This window comes from Streptomyces sp. NPDC029044, assembly GCF_040637495.1.
Taxonomy (GTDB): Bacteria; Actinomycetota; Actinomycetes; order Streptomycetales; family Streptomycetaceae; genus Streptomyces.
The window spans coordinates 124337-145291 of the sequence record NZ_JBEZWN010000011.1 but is presented as its reverse complement, the minus strand read 5'-3'; the positions used below and the strand labels follow the sequence as shown (position 1 = coordinate 145291).

Below are 20955 nucleotides of genomic sequence, written 5' to 3'. Positions count from 1 at the left end.
GCCGTGGACTTCCTGGTGTTCAACGTGCTGCTGCACGGGTACCGCGCCCGGGGTGGCGGCGGGGCGGGGCCTACTTCAGCGCGCTGGCCACCAGCCGCGCCGCTGCCTTCACCCTCGGGCGGGCCAGCCTGCGTACCGTCGGGCGGATCAGCTTCGCCGTCACTCCCACCGGTTCCCAGCGGACCTGGAGGCGGCCCGGGCCGTGGCCCTCCGGTTCCACCGTCAGGTGGTGGGACGGGACGCGTGTCGTCAGCGCCGGGAAGGCCGGCGGCGCCAGCAGCAGGCCCGTGTGGGACAGGCCCTGGTGCCGGAGGCGGAGCAGCGGGTGGCGGATCCCGGCGAAGCCCTGGAGGGGGAGCCGGGCCGCCCCGAGGTCGAGGTGGGCGTGGCCCTCGAAGACGCCGGGGCGGACGGGGGAGAGGCGGAAGTGGACGTGGAGCCGGTGGCCGCCCGGGGCGATGAGGAGCGTCGCGCGCTGGGGGCCGACGGGGAGGCGCAGCGCCGGGTCGTACGTGCGGATCGCGAGGTCGATCGAAGCGCCGGGGCCGCGGGTGATCTCCTTGATCTCGTGACGGAACTGGGCGCTCGGGAAGGGGCGCGTCTCCAGCTCCTGGTCGGAGATGTCCAGTTCGCGGCGGGACCACTCCGACTCCGGGACGCGGTCCCCCCAGTAGGTGCGCCCCTCCGCGTCGGCTGTCACGCGTCTGGGCGCCACCCCGTGCCCCAGGCCCCGGGCCGCCAGCCGGGCCTCCGGCAGGCGCCGGTCCCGGATCAGCTGGATGACGACGCGTTCGGCGCGCGGGAGCCGGGCGAACGCGCCCGGCGTGAGCGTGTCCAGATAGGGGGTGACGAGGTCGGCGAAGGACGTCAGCCAGGCGTCGTCCCGGTAGGGCAGGTCACCGGCGTACATCCGGAAGTCGTGCTTGAGGAACTTGTGGTCCTTGTCCTCGCGCAGCGACTCGTGCCCGCTCTCGGCCAGGAACGTGTCGATGAGGCGCTGGACGTGGACCCGGTCCCGGACGTTGGCGAGCTTGTGCCGCTGGTTGGATATCGAGGCGGCCTCGGAGGCCGCGAAGGGCGCCACGTACCAGCGGTAGACCGGTTCCGGGATGATCGTGAAGCTCTTGGCCAGGCAGTACGCCTGTGCCGAGAACAGCTGGTCCTCGTAGTGGATGCCCTCGGGGAAGCGCAGGTCGTGCCGGTCGAGGAAGGCGCGGGCGTACATCTTGCTGGTGGCCAGGTGCTCGAAGAGCAGGCGCGGGTCGGCCTCGATGCCGTCGAGGGCGCGGCGCTCGGCGACCAGGTGCCGCATCCACGTCGAGCGGCGGCCGTTGTCCACCCGGACCCGTTGCACCGCGCCCATCGCGAAGTCGATCTCGCGTTCGCGGTGCGCGGCGAGCAGCAGTTCGACGGCGTTGTCGGGGAGCTCGTCGTCGCTGTCGAGGAACATCAGGAACGGCGCCCGCGCGATCTCCAGGGCGCGGTTGCGCGGGACGCTGCAACCGCCGCTGTTCCGCTCCAGGCGGAGGTGGCGGATGCGGGGGTCCTCGGCAGCGAGCCGCTGGGCCACCGCCGGTGTCGCGTCGGTGGAGTGGTCGTCGCTGATGATGATCTCGAGGTTCGCGTGGGTCTGGCGGCGGACCGATGCGACCGCGCGGGGGAGGCGTTCGGCGTCGTTGTAGACGATGACCGTCACGGTGACGTCGGGGGTGCTCATGCGGTCGCCTCCTGCGGGGTCGGGGCCGGCGTACGTTCCTCGATCGGCAGCACGGGCGGCAGGTCCCGTTCGTCCTGGCCGAGGAAGACCCGGCGGACGACGCGTTCGGCGGCGCGCCCGTCGTCGTACTCGCAGAACCGGCGCCGGAAGACGTCCCTGGTCTTCGCCGCGCTCTCGTCGCGCCAGGCGTCGGTGGTGAGGATCTCCGTCAGCTCCTGCTGGGTACGGGAGACCGGACCCGGAGCCTGAGCCATCAGGTCGAAGTAGACGCCGCGGGTGGTGCGGTACGTCTCCCAGTCGTCGGCGTGGATCACGATCGGCCGGTCGAGGTTGGCGTAGTCGAACATGATCGAGGAGTAGTCCGTGACCAGGGCGTCCGCCGCCAGGCACAGCTCCTCGACCGGCTCGTAGGAGGACACGTCGATGATCCGGCCGGTGCGGCGCAGGTTGGTGAGCGGGGAGGCGGCTCCGCCGTAGAAGTAGTGGCCGCGCACGAGCAGGACCGTGTCGTCGCCCAGGCGGTCGGCGAGGGTGGCGAGGTCCAGACGCGGGGTCCAGCCGGCCTCGTAGTCGCGGTGGGTGGGCGCGTAGAGGACGGCACGGCGGCCCGGGGCGATTCCGAGGCGGTCGCGGATCGCGCGGATGTCGTCGGCGCCGGCCGTGTAGTAGACGTCGTTGCGCGGATAGCCGTGGTCCAGGGAGACGTACCGCGACGGGTACGCCCGCTCCCACATGCGGGTGGTGTGGCTGTTGGCCGAGACGCTGAAGTCCCATCTGTCGATGCGTTCCAGCAGCGCCTTGAAGTCCAGGCCCTGCGCGGCGGCCGGGAACGCCAGCTGGTCGATGCCCATACGCTTCAGGGGTGTGCCGTGATGGGTCTGGACGTGGATCGCGTCCGGGCGTTTGACCACGGCGTTCTCGAAATTGACGTTGTTGACGAGGTACTTGGCGCTCGCCAGCACCTCCCAGTAGCGGCGGCTGCCGGGCACGACGTGGTCGGTACCGGTCGGCAGCAGAGCCGCGTTCTCCTCGGTGACCACCCACACCGCGTGGATCTGCGGGGCCAGTTCGGCGAGCTTGGCGGCGATCGCGGCGGGGTTGCAGGCGACTCCGCGGTTCCAGTACGCCGCGAACACCGCGAGGTGGGGATGGACGGGACGGCCGAGCGCCCTGCGGTACTGGTGGTCGCGGAGCCTGGCGCCCACCTGGCGCTTACGGGCCCGGACGGCCGACTTGGCGGTGCGGCGGGTGCGGTTGACGGCCTGGAAGGCCCGGTACTTCGCGTAGGCGCCCTCCTCCAGCAGGGAGCGGCGGACGCCTTCGAGCCCGCCCGGGCGCCGGTGGCCCTCGGGGCGGCGGCGCAGCGCGGCCAGGGACGCCCGCCGGAAGAACTCCCGCGCGACCTCCTCCTCCATGCCGCCGCGCGCGAAGGCGCGCAGGCAGTCGCGGACCATGAGGTCGTAGAGCACGGTGTGCGCGGTGCGCCGGTCGCGGGTGAGGTCGAGGAGGGACTCGTAGCGCTCGACGAGGCCGTAGCGCTGCTCGGGGGTGACCGGGGGCAGGCTCGCGGGGCGCAGCCGGCGGTCGTCGTAGGCGATGTGCGGCAGGCAGGCGACGCGGTCGGCGAGCAGCAGGGCGGCCAGGGCGGCGTACGGCTCGTCGTCGGTGGTGAGCCGCGCCTCGTGCGCCCGCCAGAAGTCCGCGCGCAGGACACGGGTGCCGAGCAGCGGGGTCAGCCGCAGCAGGGGCGAGCAGTCGTCGAGGGGGACGTCGGCGCGGCCCGCCCGGGCGAGGAGCGGGCCGTCCGGGGAGGGCATGCCGGAGGTGTGCCAGGTGCTGCGGACGTGGTCCACGAGGAGGACGTCGACCTCGTCGGGGAGTTCGGCGACCCGTTCGGCGACCATGCGCGGGGTGCCGGCGGGCAGCCCGTCCTTGGCGTGGACGAAGTGCAGCCAGCGGCCGGAGGCCCGGACCGCGCCGGCCGCCCTGGCCGCCGCGTCCCCCGTGCCGTCCGGCAGCGGCACGACCTGGACCTCCGGGGCGTGCCGCTCGGCGGTCTCCCGGGCCCAGTCGCCCACCGCGGCCACGATCACCTCGGCGTCCGGCAGGGGGTGGGTGGCGAGCGAGTCGAGGAGTTCCGTCAGATGGTCCTGGACGTTCGGCCCGTGGACGACGACGCTGAGCTCGGCCATCACGGGAACCCCTCTCACGACTGCACGGTATGCGGTCATGCTGCCATCAATGGGGCAAAAGGGCTGACCGAGTGCGCCTCACGAGGGAACGGCGGCCTTCGGCTTGGCCTTGTGGGCCTTGTCCGCCTTGTCTCCGGTGAACGCCTCGTACTCCTTGAGCACGTCCTCCGTCGGCCCGTCCATGCGCAGCTCCCCGCGCTCCAGCCACAGCACCCGGTCGCAGGTGTCGCGGATCGACTTGTTGTTGTGGCTGACCAGGAACACCGTGCCCGCGTGCTTGCGCAGCTCGCGGATGCGCTCCTCGGAGCGCTTCTGGAAGGAGCGGTCGCCGGTGGCCAGCGCCTCGTCGATCAGCAGGACGTCGTGGTCCTTGGCGGCGGCGATGGAGAACCGCAGCCGCGCGGCCATGCCGGAGGAGTACGTCCGCATCGGCAGCGTGATGAAGTCGCCCTTCTCGTTGATGCCGGAGAAGTCGACGATCTCCTGGTAGCGGTCCTTGACCTGCTCGCGGGACATGCCCATGGCCAGGCCGCCGAGGTGCACGTTGCGCTCGCCGGTCAGGTCGTTCATCAGGGCGGCGTTGACGCCGAGCAGGGAGGGCTGGCCGTCGGTGTAGATGCGGCCGTTCTCCACGGGCAGGAGCCCGGCGACGGCCTTCAGCAGGGTCGACTTGCCGGAGCCGTTGGTGCCGATCAGGCCGATCGCCTCACCGCGGTAGGCGACGAAGGACACGTTCTTCACGGCGTGCACCCGGCGCACGCCCGAGGCCTTCTCGGCCTGCTTGCGGCGCACGATGCGGTTGAGGGCGGCGGTCGCGGAGCCGCGTCCGGCGCCCGTGCCGTTGACGCGGTAGACGATGTCGACGCCGTCGGCGACGACGGTGGGGATCTTCTCGCTCGGGTGCTCAGCCACGTCCGTACGTCTCCTCGGCCTTCCAGAAGTAGATGAAACCGCCGACGCCCGCGAGCAGGGCCCAGCCCGCGGCGATCGCCCACACGTGGGCGGGCAGCTGGCTCGCGTGGAAGCTGTCGATCAGGGCGAAGCGCATCAGGTCGATGTAGACGGCCGCCGGGTTGGTCGCCAGCGCGACCTTCACCACGTGGGGCAGGCTGTCCTTCTGCGCCAGCTTGTCGATGCTCCACATGACGCCCGAGACGTACATCCAGGTGCGCAGCACGAACGGCATCAGCTGCGCGATGTCGGGGGTCTTGGCGCCCATCCGGGCCATGACCATCGAGATGCCCGCGTTGAACGTGAACTGAAGGAACAGGGCCGGCAGCGCCAGCAGCCAGGACGCGCTGACCGGCACGCCGAAACAGAGCAGGATGACGACCAGGGCGCCCATCGAGAACATCAGCTGCTGGAGCTGCTGGAGGCAGAAGGAGATCGGCAGGGCGGCGCGCGGGAAGTGCAGGGCGCGCACCAGGCCGAGGTTGCCGGAGATGGCGCGGGTGCCCGCCATGATCGAGCTCTGTGTGAACGTCCAGATGAACACGCCCGTGACCAGGAACGGGATGTAGTCGGGCACGCCGTGCTTGGTGCCGAGCAGCACACCGAAGATGAAGTAGTAGACCGCCGCGTTCAGCAGCGGGGTCATCACCTGCCAGACCTGGCCGAGCTTCGCCTGGCTGTACTGGGCGGTCAGCTTGGCGGTGGCGAACGCGGTGATGAAGTGGCGGCGGGCCCACAGCTGCCGGACGTACTCGGGCAGGGAGGGCCGGGCGCCGCTGACCGTGAGGCCGTGGCGGGCGGCGAGGGCCGCGAGGTCGTCCTCGGCCGGGGCGGGGGTCTGGGGCGGTGTGTGGAGGACCGTACTCACATCCGCTGCTTTCGCTCGGGGGGTGTGGGACCGGGGGGTGAAGAGCGAGGAGGAGCCGGTTCTTACCGGACTCTTCACGACCTCTTACGTCGGGACGGGACCGTATCGTCGTAACGGGAGCGTACGACGGTCGAGCGTCGGAACGCAACCGTTTCGTCGTGACGCCCTATGCTGTCGGCATGACGACGAAGCCCGACGAGCCCCAGCAGCCCCCGCGCCGCCGGGCCCCCGCGGGGGCGGCCGTACTGCGGGAGGACGTGACGGAAGCGATCCGGGCGGCCGTCTTCGAGGAGCTCGCGGCCGTCGGCTACGCGCGGATGTCCATCGAGGGGATCGCGCGCCGTGCGGGGGTCGGGAAGACGGCGGTGTACCGCCGCTGGCGCTCGAAACTGCACCTGGTCCTCGACATCGTCTCGGCGCTCGCCGTGCAGGGCCTGCCCGCGCCGGACACCGGTTCCCTGGAGGGCGACCTGCGGCTCCTCTACGAGGTGACGTCCCGCGCCCTGCGCCACCCGGTCGCGTCGCAGGTCATCCCCGACCTCCAGGCCGAGGCGGCCCGCAACCCCGACATCGCCGAGGCCCTGCGGAAAGCCCTGCGCGAGGGGCAGGACGGCGTCGCCACCGGCATCGTGACGGCGGCGGCACGCCGCGGTGAACTTCGCGAGGGCATCGACCACGACCTCGCGCTCGACCTGATCTCCGGCCCGCTCTACTGGCGTTCGGTGGTCATCCGCAGCCCGAAGCTGCCGAAGGGGTACCTGGGTGCGCTGGCCCGGGCCACGTCGGAGGGGCTGAAGGCGCTGTAGGCCGGCGGCACGGCGCCGTCACGGGGTGTTGCGGCGGAGGCCGGAGCGGGGCCGTGGCGGCGGGCCGTGCGGCGGCGGGGAGCGTGCGCCCGCAGAGGTGAGCCCCGGCAGGCGCGCCGGGGCTCACTCCTGGTGTCGGGCGGATCAGCCCCGCCCCGCCTCCGGATGCAGCCGCAGCCACCCCTCCCATGCCGACGTGATCATGTCCTGCACGTCGAGCCGGGCCTTCCAGCCCAGTTCCGCGGCGGCGCGGTCGGCGCAGGCCACGACCCGGGCCGGGTCGCCAGGGCGGCGGGGGGTGACGGCGGGCGGGCGGTCGTGGCCGGTGACGGCGTTGATGCGGTCGATCATCTCGCGGACGGAGACGCCCTCGCCCCGGCCGATGTTGAGCGTGAGGTCGCGGCCGGGGGCGGTGTGCAGGGCCCGGGCCGCCGCGACATGGGCCTCGGCCAGGTCGACCACGTGGATGTAGTCGCGCACGCAGGTGCCGTCCGGGGTCGGGTAGTCGTCGCCGAAGACGCGCGGCGGGGCGTCCTCGGTGAGCTTCTCGAAGACCATCGGAACGAGGTTGAACACCCCGGTGTCCGCGAGGTCCGGGCCGGCGGCGCCCGCCACGTTGAAGTAGCGCAGGCACGCGGTCGACAGTCCGGTAGCCCGGCCGGTCGCGCGCACCAGCCACTCACCGGCCAGCTTGGTCTCGCCGTACGGCGACATGGGCAGGCACGGTGTCTCCTCCGTGACCAGGTCCACGTCCGGCATGCCGTACACCGCCGCCGACGAGGAGAAGACGAAGGACGGCACCTTCGCCGCCGCCACGGCGTCCAGCAGGACCCGCAGGCCCTCGACGTTCTCCCGGTAGTAGTGCAGCGGCCGTTCCACCGACTCGGCCACCTGCTTCTTCGCCGCGAGGTGGACGACGCCGGTGACCGTGTGGTCCGCGAGGGTGCGGGCGAGCCGCCCGGCGTCCAGGGTCGAACCCTCCACCAGCGGTACGCCGTCGGGCACGCGCTCGGCGATGCCGGTGGAAAGGTCGTCGTACACCACCGCCCGCTCGCCCGCCGCGGTCATCGCCCGTACGACGTGCGCGCCGATGTAGCCGGCGCCGCCGGTGATCAACCAGGTCATGTGCGGCCGTCCCCTCGTCAGTTGGCCCGTGGTGGTGATGGTGCGGTGCGCTGCTCCGTCGTGGTCCGGTGCTCTCAGTGAACCAGGCGGCGCAGCCGCGCGCGGGCGACCGACAGCACACCGCGTACGCCGGGGGCCACCCGCAGCGCCAGCGCGCCGGAGTGGGTGGCGTACGGCTGTACGAGTACCACGCCGTGGCGGGCGCTCGGGACGGCGCTGCGGCGCAGCAGACCGGCGCCCGTGAGCGCGTGCGCCGAGACGTCGCGGCTCACGCCGTCGCGAAAGCGGACACGAAGGCGCAGGTCCCAGGTGCCCGCGCCGAGCGCGGACAGCGCGGCGAGGTCGACGGCCACCTCGGCCGACCAGGCGCCGCCGTGGACGGAACCGGTGGTCCCGGCGGCGGGCTCGGAGCCTCGCGCGCACGGCCCGAGCGCCACGGCCCCGGCAGGCTCGGCGCCCTGTGCGAGCGCCCCGGCTGGGGGGTCGGGGGCTTCGGCAGGGTGGGGGTCGTGTGTGAGCGCCCCGGCTGGGGGGTCGGGGGCTTCGGCAGGGTGGGGGTCGTGTGTGAGCGCCCCGGCTGGGGGGTCGGGGGCTTCGGAAGGTTCGGGGCCGTGCGTGAGCGCCCCGGCTCGGGAACCGACGGCTTCGGCAGGCTCGGCGCCCTGCGTGAGCGCCCCGGTTCGGGGGCCGGCGGCTTCGGCAGGTTCGGGGCCCTGCGTCAGCGACCCGGCGCGGGAGCCGGGGGTCCCGGCAGGGTCAGGGCCCTGCCCTGGTGCTCCGGCTCGGGAGCCGGCGGTCCCGGCGGGATCGTAGCCGTTCGGGCACGGCGCGAGCGGCACGGCCATGTCCCGCACCACCACGCCCCCGTCGTCCCGGTGCAGCCACTCCACCTCCACCGACTCCGGCCCCGCCTGCGCCACCCGCCCGTACAGCTCGTGCAGCCGCAGCCGCAGCCGCAGCCGCAGCCGGGTGCCGCGTGCGCAGGGCCGCAGCTCCGCGTCGACGGCGAGGGGCAGCGCGCGCACCGGCCGGGCCCGCAGCGGCTCCAGGGAGACCGGGAGGGCGTCCGACCAGACCGGCGAGCCGTCCGCGGCACGGGCGTACGGCGGGCACAGGCGGGCCGGGCGGGCGGCGAGCTCCCGCAGCCGGGGCAGGTCGCACGGCTCCGGGGAGGCCAGCACCACCCGCCCGATCAGCCGGCCGGGAGCGGCCGGGTTGCGCGTCCAGTCGTCGGCGTCGTACTCCGCGAGGTGCGCCCGCGTGAGCTCCCACCACGCCCGCCGGTACGCGGCATCGCGCAACCCCAGTTCGCGCACGTACATCCGCAGGTCGTGGTCGAGGAACTTGGCGCGCACGGCCCGCGCGAGTTCCTTCTGCCCGGCGCCCAGCAGCACCTCGTACGCCTGCCGGCACGCCTCCGTACGAGCCCTCCAGTTCTCGACGCCGGAGCGGTCCAGGGAGATCGACAGCCGTCCGGCCGACCGGCGCACGTGCCAGAGGTACACCCGGTCCGGGACCAGGACGATCCGCGGTGCCGCGGCCAGCACGCGCGCGGTGAAGACGACGTCCTCGTACGGGAAGCGGCCCTCGGGGAAGCGGATGCCGTGCGCCCGCAGGAAGCCGGTGCGGTACAGCTTGTTGACGCAGAGCGTGTCGTGGACCAGGCGCGGCCGCCGAGCGGGGTGCGGCACCACGGCGTGCAGTGCGTAGAGGCGCGCCTGCCAGGGGACTTCGCGCCCCGACGGCAGCTCACGGCGTACGCACAGGCCGCCCGCGACCTCGGCGTGCGCGCCCTCGGCCGCTTCGAGCAACGCCCCGGCGGCACCGGGCGGCAGGACGTCGTCGCTGTCCAGGAACATCACGTACGGCGACGTCACCGCGTCGAGCCCGGTGTTGCGCGGGGTGCCGCAGCCGCCGCTGTTGGCCCGGCGGCGGATCACCCTCAGGCGGGAATCCGAGGCGGCGAGCCGGTCGAGCAGGCCGGCGCTGCCGTCCGTCGAGCAGTCGTCGACGGCCACCACCTCGCGCACGGCCGGCCCCTGCGCGAGCGCCGACCGCACGGCGTCCGTCACATGGGCGGCGTCGTCGTAACCGATCACCACGACGGCGACCCCGGCAGGCGGCCTCCCGGTCTCACTCCCGGTCTCACTCTCGGCATTCATCACGGCGGATGGTAAGCCGGGTGAATGACATGAAAGTGATAACACACCATCAAACCCCCTCGAAACCCCTGATTCAGCACAGAATCGGGCCGTGGAGAGCGGACAGTCGAGGGGGAGCGGCCGGTTCGGCGTTGGGCTGGTGCCCGTGACGGTGCCCATGGCGGTGATGCTCGCGGCCGGGCTGTGGGGCCTGGACCGCGGCGGCATGTGGGGCGACGAGAGTGTCACCTTCCAGGTCGCGCAGCGCACGGTCCCGCAGATCTGGCGGCTGCTGCACGACGTGGACGCCGTCCACGGCCTCTACTACCTGTTCATGCACGCCGTCCTCACCGTCCACCCCGGCGAGGTCGTGCTGCGCCTGCCGTCGGTGTGCGCGGCGACGGCGACCGCCGGCCTGGTCGCCGCCCTCGGCGTCCGGCTGGCCGGGCCCCGGGTCGGCCTGTGGGCCGGGGTCCTGTACGCGATCACGCCGATGACCGGCCACTACGCGCAGGAGGGCCGGTCGTACGCGCTCGTCGCCGCGGGCGTCGCGGCGGCGACCCTGCTGCTGGTGAGGGCCGTGGACGCCGGGGGCGCCCGGGCCTGGTGGCCGTACGGGACGGTCGTCGCCCTGACCTGTGTGCTGCACGAGCTGGCATTGCCGGTACTGGGCGCGCACGCGCTGACGCTGGCCCTGCTGCGGGTGCCGAGGAAGGTGTGGTCCAGCTGGGGGCGCGCGGCGGGCGTGGCGGCGCTGCTCCTGCTGCCGCTGGTGTGGGTGTCGCAGGGGCAGTCCGGGCAGGTGGCGTGGCTGGTGTCACCCGGGTGGGACCGGGTCGGGAGACTGGCCCGGAACTTCGCTCCCGGCCCGGCGGGGCCGGTGTTCTGGGGGTCGCTGCTGCTGATGGCCCTGGGACTGCGCGAGCGGCGCACGGCCGCGGTCGCGCTTCCGCTGCTGCTCGTGCCGCCGGGGATCCTGATGACCGTGTCGCAGGTCCGGCCGCTCTACCACGACCGGTACGTGCTCTACGCGCTGGCGGGCGCGTCCCTGCTGGTCGCGGCGGGGGCCGGGCGGGTCGCCGGCGCGCTGGGGCGGGTGCGGTTCGAGGGGCGGCGGATGCGGGCCGGGGGCCGCCGGGTGCGGACCGGCGTGGGCGTCGTCGGCGTCCTCGCCCTCACCGTCACCTTCTTGAACCAGCTCCCCGTGCACCGCCAGGACCGGTCCGCCGCCCACCGCCCGGACAACCTCGCCGTGGTCTCCGCGCTCGCCGTCAGCCGGATGCGCCCCGGCGACCCGGTGCTGTTCGTGCCGTCGGTCGGCAGGCTCGCCGCGCTGGCCTACCCGAGGGGGTTCCAGCGGGTGCGGGACATCGCGCTGCGGGAGTCCGCGCCCCGTTCCGGGACGTTGTGGGGACGGGAGGCGACCCCCGGGGAGCTGCGGCGGCGGCTCGCTTCGGTGGATCGCGTCTGGGTCGTCGCCGAGCGGTCCGCCCTGGACCCGCGCCGGAGCCGGCCCGACCCGGTCGAGCGCACCAAACTCGCCGTCTTGGCCGCCGAGTTCACCGTCCGTGAGGAACACGTCCACGAGGAGCGCGTCCGCGACGACGTGCTCCTGCGCCTCTACGTCCGGCGCCGGCCGGCATACACCCCGCCCCGCGAACCGGCCGGGGACCGTCCACCCGGCGTGGCGGCAGGCGCCCCGGCTCTGGCCTCACCTCGGCCGGACACGCGCCGGCCGAGTGCCGTCCTCCCGGCGCATCCGCAGGCCGCCCCGGCTGTCCTCTCACCCCACCCGTCGATGTCCGCCCCGCTAACCGGCTGACGGCCGATCACCTGCCATATCTGCCGACGCCCGGCTCTGGCCTGATCTCGGCGACGAGTCGCCTCGCGAACCAGCCGGGGACCGTCCGCCGGCCGCATCCGCCGACACCCCAGCTCCTGCCCCAGGTCTCGGGGCGCGGCCCAGCGCGGCCCAGTGCGGCCCAGTGCGGCTCCTCGCGGCCTGCGCTGGGCGCCCCGGGGTTCTTCGGCCCGCCCCTGCTCTCGGCGCACCCCGGGTTCTTCGGCGCGTCCCGGCCCGCGGCGCGGCGCGGCGTGCGGTGCCGTGACGGCCGCGCGGTGTGCCGTGCCGTTACGGCCGCTCGTCGGTGGACGAGCCGCTCCGCGGCTCCGCCAGGGCGGCCGCGTCCAGTGCGGTGGTGAGGTCGTCGAGGCGGGCGCGCAGGGTGCGGATCTCCTCGGGGCCGAAACCGGTCGAGGACGCGATCCGGCGCGGCACCTGAAGCGCCCGCCCGCGCAGCGCGACGCCCTCCTCGGTCAGCCGCACCTCCACCGACCGCTCGTCGCGGGCACTGCGTTCCCGGCGCACCAGCCCGGCCGCCTCAAGGCGCTTGAGCAGCGGCGAGAGTGTGCCGGAGTCGAGCCGCAGGTGCTCGCCGAGCTTCTTGACGGGCAGCTCGTCGTGCTCCCAGAGCACCAGCATCACCAGGTACTGCGGGTAGGTGAGCCCGAGGTCCTTGAGGATCCCGCGGTAGACCCCGTTGAAGGCGCGGGAGGCCGCGTGCAGGGAGAAACAGATCTGCTGGTCCAGGCGGAGCCAGTCGTCGTCGGGCGTGTTCATGCCTCCAGGGTAGCCTGCGCCCACCATTCAATTGCACACAACTTAATTGTGTGCTCTAATTCTGGGTGTCGGGCGGTCCGGAAGCGGGCCGCCGAACGATGACGTGAGAGGGAAGGTTTTCCATGGACGCGCTCTACACCGCTGTCGCCACCGCCACCCACGGCCGCGAGGGCCGGACCGTCAGCTCCGACGGCGTGCTGGACCTCGCCCTGGGCATGCCCCAGGCACTGGGCGGCAACGGCCAGGGCACCAACCCCGAGCAGCTCTTCGCCGCCGGTTACGCCGCCTGCTTCGGCAGCGCCCTCGGCCTCGTCGGCCGCGCGGCCAAGGTCGACGTCAGCGACGCCGCCGTGACCGCCGAGGTCTCCATAGGCAAGCAGGGCGAGGGCTTCGGCCTCGCCGTCACCCTCCGCGTGGAGTTGCCCGACAGCGTGGACGAGGCGACCGGCCGCAAGCTGGTCGAGCAGGCCCACCAGGTCTGCCCGTACTCCAACGCCACCCGCGGCAACATCGAGGTCGACCTCGTCATCGAGTAACCCCGCACGTCACCCGACCCGCGCCAGCACCTCCCCCGTCCGTCTGCTCCACGCCACCACCACGGCCTCCTCGGGCACCGGGTGCCAGCGCGTCAGCAGCAGCCAGCGCACGTGGTAGCGGCGGACGACGGCGGACCGCTCGGCGCGGGTCGAACCGGGGGCGAGATAGGCGCGGACATCGGCCGCCCGGCGCTTCCGCTCCCGCTCGTCCAGGGCGGGGTCGGGCCAGATGGGCGCCGCGAGGTTCGGTCCGTACCCGGCGATGGCGTGACTGGCGAAGTACCCGTCGGTGATCACCACCTCGCCGGGCCCGATGTGCCGCGCGGCCCAGTCGTAGGACGGCCAGCGCGTCGGCTGCGCGAACCCCACCGGGTCGACCGAGCGCGGCACGACCGCCCCGGCGTGCACGGTGACGAACCCGGCGCACACCCCGGCCACCGCCGCCCCGCCCAGCACCCGCCGGGCCCGGCGCCAGGGCCGGGGCGCCGCCAGCTCCACCGCCAGGGCGAACTGGAGCGGCACCAGCACGGCCCACAGGGCCCGGGCGTACGTGTAGTGCCCGCTCACCCAGCCGTACGCCACCATCAGGCACTCCAGCAGGAACATCCACACCAGCGGATCACGCGCCGACCTGCGGGCCCGCACCCACAGCACGGGCAGCCCCAGCAGCGCCAGCCAGGAGTTGGCGAGCATCTTCTCGTACAGCTGCCGGTGCATCGCGTCCATGCCGGTGTCGCCCACCAGCGTCAGAACGTCGTAGTACGGCCAGGTCAGGGCGACCGCCGCGCAGACCGCCCCGCACAGCGCCCAGCGTGCCGCGACCGGCCGGCGCCAGCCGCGCTGCCGGGACACCACGACCGCCACCGCCCCGGTCAGCGCCGAGGCCGCCGTGACGGGATGGGTGAGCAGGATCAGCGCGTACAGGGCGCCGATCCCGGCATACCCCCACCGGCCGCCGAGCCCGCTCGGGCCGACGAACCGCACGGCGGGGGCGTCGTCCCGCGCGCGGGTTCCCGTCCAGGCCCACGCCCAGAACGTCAGCCCGATGGCGAGCGCGGACGGATAGCCCAGGTTCGTCGTCATCGACATCAGCCCGAGGTAGCCGCTCCACAGGATCCGCGCGGTCCCCCACAGCAGCGTCATGAACAGCAGGGCCCACACCGGCGCCCACGCGCGGGAGGTGATCGTCCTGACGAAACGGCCCAGCCCCGTCAGCAGCACCAGCAGATGCACCGGCCCGGCGAGCTTCACGACCTCCCAGCCCGACAACCCGGTCAGCCGCGCCACATAGCCCTGGGCGACGGCGTACGGCCCGTAGTACGGGCTGCCCCCGCCCGGCAGGTCCGCCATGGTGTGGGCCGGATGGAGCAGGTCCGCCTTGAGGCGCTCGACCACCGCCGCGTGCTGTCCGGCGTCACAGCACAGCGGGACCCGCCAGTACGCCAGCGTCATCACCAGCCAGAACAGGGCGCCGTAGAACTGGTACGGGGTGAGCCTCCCGGCACGGCCGCCGCGCAGCGCCGTCGCACCGCGCACCGCCCGCCGGACCAGGACCGGGGCGCTCACAGGAGGGTGGAAGGGGTCTGGGGCATGCGCCGAATGTTCCCGCCCCACGCCTGCCCTGACCCCGGATCACTTCATCGGGTGAGGCCGCCGCGCCCACCTGCCGGTCGGTCGCACAGCGCCTGCTGCGCCGCCGCCGGCCAGCGCGCGAAGCGGAACTGCGTCCGCTCGACCGCTCCGGTGAGGTTGCGCCAGAACCGCTCGGCGGTGAGCGGTGCGCGCACCGACTCCCGCAGCTCGGCGAGATCGCCGCAGCCCAGCGCGGCCCGGGCCGCCTCGACCGCCTCCCGCGAGGCCCCGGCCCGCAGCAGGTCGCGCTGCGGCGGACGCTTCGCCGCCCACTCGGCGAAGACCCAGTGGTTGCGCAGGAACTTCTCGTGCCCGGGCCAGCTCCACCGCTCCAGCGCCAGGTGCGCGCCGATCGGACTGGCCAGCCCCCAGGCGTCGTTGACGTAGGCGTCCAGCGGCGCCGCCGCCCCCGTCACGCCGAGATGGCGGCCCACGATCACCACCTGGTACGGCGAGTCCGCGCGCATCGGCGTCGCGTGCAGCCGCCGCCGGGCGTCGAAGTAGAGCAGCGTCGGCACGGGCGCCCGCTCGGCCCGGGCCAGCATGGCGCGCCCCTCCGGCAGGGCGGGCCAGTTGTCCACCCAGGTGGCGGTGCGCACCGGGTTGTGGTCGCCGAGGCTCTCCACGTCGGAGCTGCGCACGTTGAACGACCCGGGCGTGCTGCGCACGTCGAACGGCGCCCGCAGCGGACTGACCGCCGCGCACAGCCACACCACCAGCAGCACGCCCGCCACGCCGGTCACCCTGGTCGCGGGCACGACCAGCACCGGCAGGATCAGCAGCAGAAGGGCGGGCAGGATCATGCGGGCGTGCATGTAGTCACCGCCGACGCGGACGACGTATCCGGCGAGCAGCGCACCCGCCGCGAGCGGCGCCAGCAGCACCGCGAGTGGCGCCCGCCCCGGGGCGCGGTCCCGCTGCTCCCGGCGGGTGCGCCGTACCAGCAGGACGGCCAGCGCCCCCAGCACCGGGACGACCGGCCACAGCCAGTACGGTCCGAGCGTCTCCTGCACGTACCCGGCGCCCCGGCTCCAGTCGCTGGCGCTCGCCTCCTTGGCGATGGCCGGCAGCGGCACCAGGACCCCGTAATAGCCCGCCCGGAACACCTCGTACGCCAGCGGCACCGCTCCCGCCGCGGCCAGCATCGCCGCCGTGCCACGGCGGGAGGGACGCAGCACCCACCACTGCGCGGCCAGGAAGCAGGCCGTGACGACCGCGAGGTCGGGCCGGACCAGCGCCCCCAGTCCGAACACGAAGGCGGCCGTGTACGTCAGCCGGGCCTCCTGCCCGCGCCGGGTCCGCGTCAGCAGCCACCACGACAGGCCGGTCCAGAACGTGCCCAGACCGCTCTCCAGACCCGATGTCATGTACGACCAGAACGGCGGCACGGCCAGCAGCACGAACACACCGGCCGGGAGCAGCAGCCCCGCGCTCCAGTGCAGCCGGCACGTGGCGAGCAGCGCGAACGCGAATCCCGCGGTGCTCAGGACCAGGCCGAGACCGACCGCGAGGAACGCCGGGTCCTCGCCGGTGACCCAGGTGGCGAGGGCGAGCAGCCACTGCCACAGGGTGCCGGTCGAACTCTCCGCCCGCTCCCCGACGTTGAACACGGGCCCGTTGCCCGCCAGGATCTGCCGGACCGGGCGCAGGTAGATGAGCCCGTCGTCGCAGATCCAGCGGCGCCGGTAGCCCAGCACGAACAGGGCCGCGGTGGGCGCGGCGACCAGGGCGGCCCGCCATGCGTGCACCGGCCGCAGCCCCTCGACGGCGGCCGGCGGCCGGGCCGAGGCGGCCCGCTGGCCGGGCAGGGAGGGGACGGCCTCGGGGGTCGCGGGGGTTCTCATCCCTCGATCAGCGCCTCGGGTCGGGTGCGGGCCCCCTCGGTCCGGCGCGCCGCGGGCAGCGACGCCCCGCCCCGCTCGCCCAGCATCAGCAGCCGGACGACCCGCTCGGCGGCCCGCCCGTCCTCGAACTCGCAGTACCTCTCCCGGAAACCGGTGCGCAGTCGCGCCGCCTCCGCGTCCTGCCAGGTGCCGGACGCGAAGAGCCAGGTCAGCTCCCGGTACGAGCGCGAGACATGGCCCGGCGCGTCGGCCGTGATGTCGAAGTAGGCGCCCCGGCTCGCCGCGAACGCCCCCCAGTCGTCGGCGTGGACGACGACCGGCCGGTCCAGCAGGGCGTAGTCGAACATCAGGGCCGAGTAGTCGGTGACCAGCGCGTCGGAGGCGAGCATCACGTCCTCGACGTGCGGCTCGTCGGTGACGTCCACCAGCACGCCCCGCCGGTGCAGATCGGCCAGGCCGAGACCCCGCGCCACACCTGCCGCGAGCGACGGGTGCAACCGGACGAGCAGGGTGTGCCCGGGGCCCAGGTCCGCGGCGAACCGGGCCAGGTCGAACCGGTCGACATGGCCACCCCGCCGGTAGTCACGGCGGGTCGGCGCGTACAGGACGACCGTGTCACCGGCCGGGACGCCGAGCCGCTCGCGCACCGCACGGCCCCGCTCGGGCCCCGCCCCGACCAGCACGTCGTTGCGCGGGCTGCCGGTCCGCAGCGAGGTGAAGTGGCACGGGTACGCCCGCTCCCACGCCCGCTCCGCGTGCCGCCCCGCGACCAGGCTGTAGTCCCAGCGGTCGGCGCGGCGCAGCATCTGCGGCACGTCGAAACCGTGCCGGGCACCCGGCTTGGTCAGCAGGTCGGCGCCCATGTACTTGAGCGGGGTGCCCTGGTGGGTGTGGAGGTGCACGCTGCCGGGCCGCTTGGCCAGGGTGCCGGGCCAGTTGACGTTGTTCACCCAGTACGTGGCCCGCGCCATGACCTCGTGGTAGCGCCGCGAGCCCGGTGTCACATGGTCGATGCCGGGCGGCAGCGCGTCCACCGCGTCCTCCCGGACCACCCACACGCCCCGGATGTGCGGGGCGATCTCGCGGGCTTTGTCGTGGATCGCGGCCGGGTCACCGGTCACGCCCCGGTGGTGGCTCGCCGAGTAGACGGCGAGATGCGGGTCCAGCGGGCGTTTCGACTGGGCCGCGTACCAGCCGCGCAGGGCGCTCGCCGAGGCCTTCCTCGCCACCCGCCGCTGCCCGCCCAGCGCTGTGGCGCGCAGGTCCCGCAGCCCACGGGCGGTCGCGTACGTCGCGTAGGGCGCCGAGGCGAGCAGCCGCATCTCGGCGCCACGCCAGCCGTCCGGCCGCGGGAAGCCGCCCTCGGGGAGGTGACGGCGGTGGAAGGAGCGGATCTCGCGGTAGAAGTCGCCCCGGTCGGCCGGCCGGACCCGGTCCTCGCGGGCCAGCACGAACAGCATGTGGTCCAGCGCCCGCTCCAGCAGCAGCGGCCGCGCCCAGTCCAGGTCGGGGCGCTGCTCCAGGAACGCGAACAGGCCCTCGTACTGCGGGAAGATCTCGAAGTGCCGGCGCCCGGGCGTCTTGGTGATCGCGCCCTGCCGGCGCTGCCGGTACTCCACGCCGATCCGGTCCAGGCAGGCGATGCGCCCGGCCAGCACCATCGACCGGTAGGTGACCGGCGCGTCCTCGTACAGCCCCGGCGCGTACTGGAGCCCGTGCTCCTGGAGGAAGGAGCGGCGGTAGGCCTTGTTCCAGGCGACCAGGAACAGGTTCAGGTACTGCGGGCTCTCCCGGATGCCGAACGTCTCCAGGCCCGCGGCGGCCAGCAGGTCCGCCGCCTCGCTGCGTCCGCCGCGGCCCCACCAGTGGGTGCGCACATGGTCGAAGACCAGGATGTCCGGGTCGCCGGTCGCGGCCAGGCGCGCGGCCACGGCGGCCAGCAGGCCCGGTGTGTAGCGGTCGTCGCTGTCCAGGAACAGGACGTAGTCGCCGGCCGCCTGCGCGAGACCGGCGTTGCGGGCCCGGCCCAGGCCCACGTTCTCGGGCAGGTGCAGCACCCGCACCCGGGCGTCGCGGGCGGCGTACTCGTCGAGGATGGCGCCGCTGCCGTCGGGCGAGCGGTCGTCCACGGCGATCACCTCGAAGTCGCCGTGGGACTGGCCGAGCACCGAGTCGAGACACTCGCGCAGGAAGCCCTGCACCTTGTAGACGGGGACGATGATGCTGAAGCGGGGCACTTCTTCGGTCAGCTCCTCACGAGGGTGGCGGCGGGGGCCGGGACGCGCTCCGCGAGCGGGACCACGGGCGGGATCGACTCGGGCGGCTCCCCCAGCAGCACCCGGCGCACCACGCGCTCGGCGGCCCGCCCGTCGTCGAACTGGCAGAAGCGCTCCCGGAAGACGGCCCGCAGGGACGTGGCGGTCTCGTCCGCCCAGGAGCCGTCGCGGAAGACGGCCGCCAGCTCCCCGGGAGTCCTGGCGACCCGGCCCGGCGGGAGCTCCATCAGGTCGAAGTAGACGCCCCGCGTCTCCCGGTAGACGTCCCAGTCGTCGGCGTACACCACGATCGGCCGGTCCAGGTTGGCGTAGTCGAACATGATCGACGAGTAGTCCGTGATCAGCCCGTCCGCGGCCAGGCACACGTCCTCCGACGAGCGGTGCCCGGTGACGTCGATGATCCGCCCGCCGCCCCTGCCGGCCCCCCGGTCGTAGAAGTAGTGGGCGCGCAGCAGCACCACGTAGTCGTCGCCGATCGCCTCGCAGAACTCCGCCAGGTCAAGACCCGTCTCGAAGCCGGTGGCGTAGTCGCGGTGCGTCGGCGCGTACAGCAGGGCCTTCTTGCCGTCGGGGACGCCCAGTTCCTTGCGGACGCGGGCGACGTCCTCGGCGGACGCCGTGCAGTAGACGTCGTTGCGCGGATAGCCGTACTCAAGCGTCTCGTGCGTGCTCGGGAACGCCCGTTCCCACATCTCGGTGGAGTGCCGGTTGGAGGTGAGGTTGTAGTCCCAGCGGTCCACCCGGGCCAGCAGCCTGGCGAAGCTGCCGGTCGCCGCGGCCACCACGGGGTACGTCGCCTGGTCGGCGCCCATCGTCTTCAGCGGGGTGCCGTGCTGGGTCTGGAGGTGGACGCTGCCGGGCCGCTTGACCACGGCGTCCGCGAAGTTGGCGTTGTTGACCAGATACTTCGCGCGGGCCAGCACCTGCCAGTAGGCCCGGCTGCCGATCACCGCGTACTCCACGTCCGGCGGCACGCTGCCCACCGCGTCCGGTTCCACCAGGAACACCGCGCGCAGGTGCGGTGCCAGTTCGCGGGCCTTGGCGTGGATCGCTGCCGGGTTGCAGGCGTAGCCGCGGCCCCAGTACGCGCAGTACACGACGAGGTTCCGGTCGAGCGGCAGGCGCAGGGCCGCCGCATAGCGCAGCCGGGTGCGCAGTCCGCGCGGGCGGGGGAGCAGCGCGGCGGCCCGCGCTGCCGTCCGGTTGGCGGCGCGCAGGGAGCGGAACGCCGCGTACGACCCCGAGGCCAGCAGCCGGTGCTGGACGCCGAGGCTGCCGCCGGGAGCCCGGTAGCCGTCGGGGCGGTGCCGCCGGTAGAGCGCGCTCGCCCGCCGGAAGAAGACCCGTCGCCCGGACGTCAGCCGGCGGGGGTGGGCGGCCGTCTTCAGTACGGCGGCGAAGAGCTGCTCGAACAGTGGCTTCAGCCGGTCCGCCGGCAGGTCCAGTTCCGCGGCCCGCGTCAGCACCAGCTCGGTCTGGTCCAGCAGTTCGGCGTGGTGCTCGCCGGGCAGGCCCAGCCGGTTGCCCTGCCGGCGCAGCCGATGCCGTACGACGACCGTGCGCAGGGCCGCCACCCGCTCCGCCCGCAGGGCGACAAGACCGCCGAAGCCGACGTCGGTGAAGTGGTCCCCGGGGAAGGCGAGGCCCTGCTCGGTGAGGAAGGCCCGGCGGTAGACCGCGCTCCACGCCGGGAGCGTCACGCCCGTGAGCCGGGGGGCGCGGTCGGGGGTGAAGACCCCGTCCGGAGTCCTGGCCAGCAGGGGGGCGGCGGGGTTGGTCGGCTCGCCCTCCCACCAGGGGGTGCGCTCGTGCTCGAAGTACAGGACGTCCACGTCGCCGGTCTCGCCCAGCCGCGCGTCCAGGGCCGCCAGCGCCCCCGAGGCCAGGACGTCGTCGCCGTCGAGGAACAGCACATGGCCGCCGACGGCCGCCCGCAGCCCGGTGTTGCGCGCCCCGGCCAGTCCGTCCGACGGCGGTGAGTGCACCGGCGTCACCCGGGAGTCCCGCTCGGCGTACCCGGTGACGACGTCCGTCGCCGGCGCGTCGGGTGCGTCGCACACCGGGATCAGCTCGAAGTCGCCGAACGACTGGGCGAGGACGGAGTCCAGCGCCTGGGACAGCCGGCCCGCGACCCCATGGGACGGGACGACGATGCTGAAGCGGGGCATTCTGCTCTTTCTGTCGGGGGCGTTCTGCCCGGGGCGGTCTTCACAAGGTGGTGGCGGGCCGTCTCACCCGGTGCGCGGG

General features: G+C 73.8%; 14 protein-coding genes. 3 read left to right on the top strand and 11 right to left on the bottom strand.

Features of this window, described 5'->3' with window-relative positions; genetic code table 11:
• Window positions 1-70 precede the first annotated feature (70 nt).
• The 4 genes from AB0E85_RS13040 to AB0E85_RS13025 all read right to left on the bottom strand — a co-directional run bounded on the left by AB0E85_RS13040 (window position 71) and on the right by AB0E85_RS13025 (window position 5728).
• Window positions 71-1717, bottom strand: a complete 1647-nt coding sequence (locus AB0E85_RS13040) for a glycosyltransferase family 2 protein (RefSeq protein WP_361925560.1) — start codon at window positions 1715-1717, stop codon at window positions 71-73.
• Window positions 1714-3909 (bottom strand): CDP-glycerol glycerophosphotransferase family protein, encoded by a 2196-nt coding sequence (locus AB0E85_RS13035; protein WP_361925602.1) that lies wholly within the window; start codon window positions 3907-3909, stop codon window positions 1714-1716. The genes AB0E85_RS13040 and AB0E85_RS13035 overlap by 4 nt, the downstream gene beginning before the upstream one ends.
• A gap of 78 nt (window positions 3910-3987) precedes the next feature.
• Window positions 3988-4821: an ABC transporter ATP-binding protein gene (locus AB0E85_RS13030; RefSeq protein ID WP_361925558.1), complete on the bottom strand. Its 834-nt coding sequence runs from the start codon at window positions 4819-4821 to the stop codon at window positions 3988-3990.
• Entirely contained in the window at window positions 4814-5728 is a 915-nt protein-coding gene (locus AB0E85_RS13025; RefSeq protein WP_361925556.1) for an ABC transporter permease, read from the bottom strand. The genes AB0E85_RS13030 and AB0E85_RS13025 overlap by 8 nt, the downstream gene beginning before the upstream one ends.
• Window positions 5729-5907: 179 nt before the next feature.
• Between AB0E85_RS13025 and AB0E85_RS13020 the strand changes: the two genes are divergently transcribed.
• The gene (locus AB0E85_RS13020; RefSeq protein WP_361925554.1) at window positions 5908-6534 is read left to right on the top strand and encodes a TetR/AcrR family transcriptional regulator; all 627 of its coding nucleotides are present in this window, start codon (window positions 5908-5910) and stop codon (window positions 6532-6534) included.
• A gap of 144 nt (window positions 6535-6678) precedes the next feature.
• Here AB0E85_RS13020 and galE read toward each other — a convergent pair whose 3' ends face one another.
• Both galE and AB0E85_RS13010 read right to left on the bottom strand, forming a co-directional pair.
• Window positions 6679-7659: a UDP-glucose 4-epimerase GalE gene (galE, locus tag AB0E85_RS13015; protein ID WP_361925552.1), complete on the bottom strand. Its 981-nt coding sequence runs from the start codon at window positions 7657-7659 to the stop codon at window positions 6679-6681.
• Window positions 7660-7733: 74 nt separating this feature from the next.
• Window positions 7734-9821, bottom strand: a complete 2088-nt coding sequence (locus AB0E85_RS13010) for a glycosyltransferase (protein WP_361925550.1) — start codon at window positions 9819-9821, stop codon at window positions 7734-7736.
• A gap of 157 nt (window positions 9822-9978) precedes the next feature.
• On the opposite strand from AB0E85_RS13010, the gene AB0E85_RS13005 reads away from it, so the two are divergent.
• Complete coding sequence (locus AB0E85_RS13005) at window positions 9979-11622, top strand: glycosyltransferase family 39 protein (protein WP_361925600.1); 1644 nt, start codon at window positions 9979-9981, stop codon at window positions 11620-11622.
• A gap of 309 nt (window positions 11623-11931) precedes the next feature.
• Here AB0E85_RS13005 and AB0E85_RS13000 read toward each other — a convergent pair whose 3' ends face one another.
• The gene (locus AB0E85_RS13000; protein WP_361925548.1) at window positions 11932-12420 is read right to left on the bottom strand and encodes a MarR family transcriptional regulator; all 489 of its coding nucleotides are present in this window, start codon (window positions 12418-12420) and stop codon (window positions 11932-11934) included.
• Window positions 12421-12542: 122 nt separating this feature from the next.
• On the opposite strand from AB0E85_RS13000, the gene AB0E85_RS12995 reads away from it, so the two are divergent.
• Window positions 12543-12956 (top strand): organic hydroperoxide resistance protein, encoded by a 414-nt coding sequence (locus AB0E85_RS12995; RefSeq protein WP_184846979.1) that lies wholly within the window; start codon window positions 12543-12545, stop codon window positions 12954-12956.
• A 9-nt stretch (window positions 12957-12965) separates the two neighbouring features.
• Here the strand turns inward: AB0E85_RS12995 and AB0E85_RS12990 are convergent, their stop codons facing one another.
• From AB0E85_RS12990 to AB0E85_RS12975, 4 genes are all read right to left on the bottom strand, one after another.
• The gene (locus AB0E85_RS12990) at window positions 12966-14522 is read right to left on the bottom strand and encodes a hypothetical protein (RefSeq protein ID WP_361925546.1); all 1557 of its coding nucleotides are present in this window, start codon (window positions 14520-14522) and stop codon (window positions 12966-12968) included.
• A 71-nt stretch (window positions 14523-14593) separates the two neighbouring features.
• Entirely contained in the window at window positions 14594-16432 is a 1839-nt protein-coding gene (locus tag AB0E85_RS12985; protein WP_361925544.1) for a hypothetical protein, read from the bottom strand.
• Window positions 16429-18669, bottom strand: coding sequence for a CDP-glycerol glycerophosphotransferase family protein (locus AB0E85_RS12980; protein WP_361925542.1), 2241 nt, complete (start codon window positions 18667-18669; stop codon window positions 16429-16431). Before AB0E85_RS12980 ends, AB0E85_RS12985 begins: the two co-directional genes overlap by 4 nt.
• Before the next feature lie 8 nt (window positions 18670-18677).
• Window positions 18678-20876: a CDP-glycerol glycerophosphotransferase family protein gene (locus AB0E85_RS12975; protein ID WP_361925540.1), complete on the bottom strand. Its 2199-nt coding sequence runs from the start codon at window positions 20874-20876 to the stop codon at window positions 18678-18680.
• Window positions 20877-20955 lie beyond the last annotated feature (79 nt).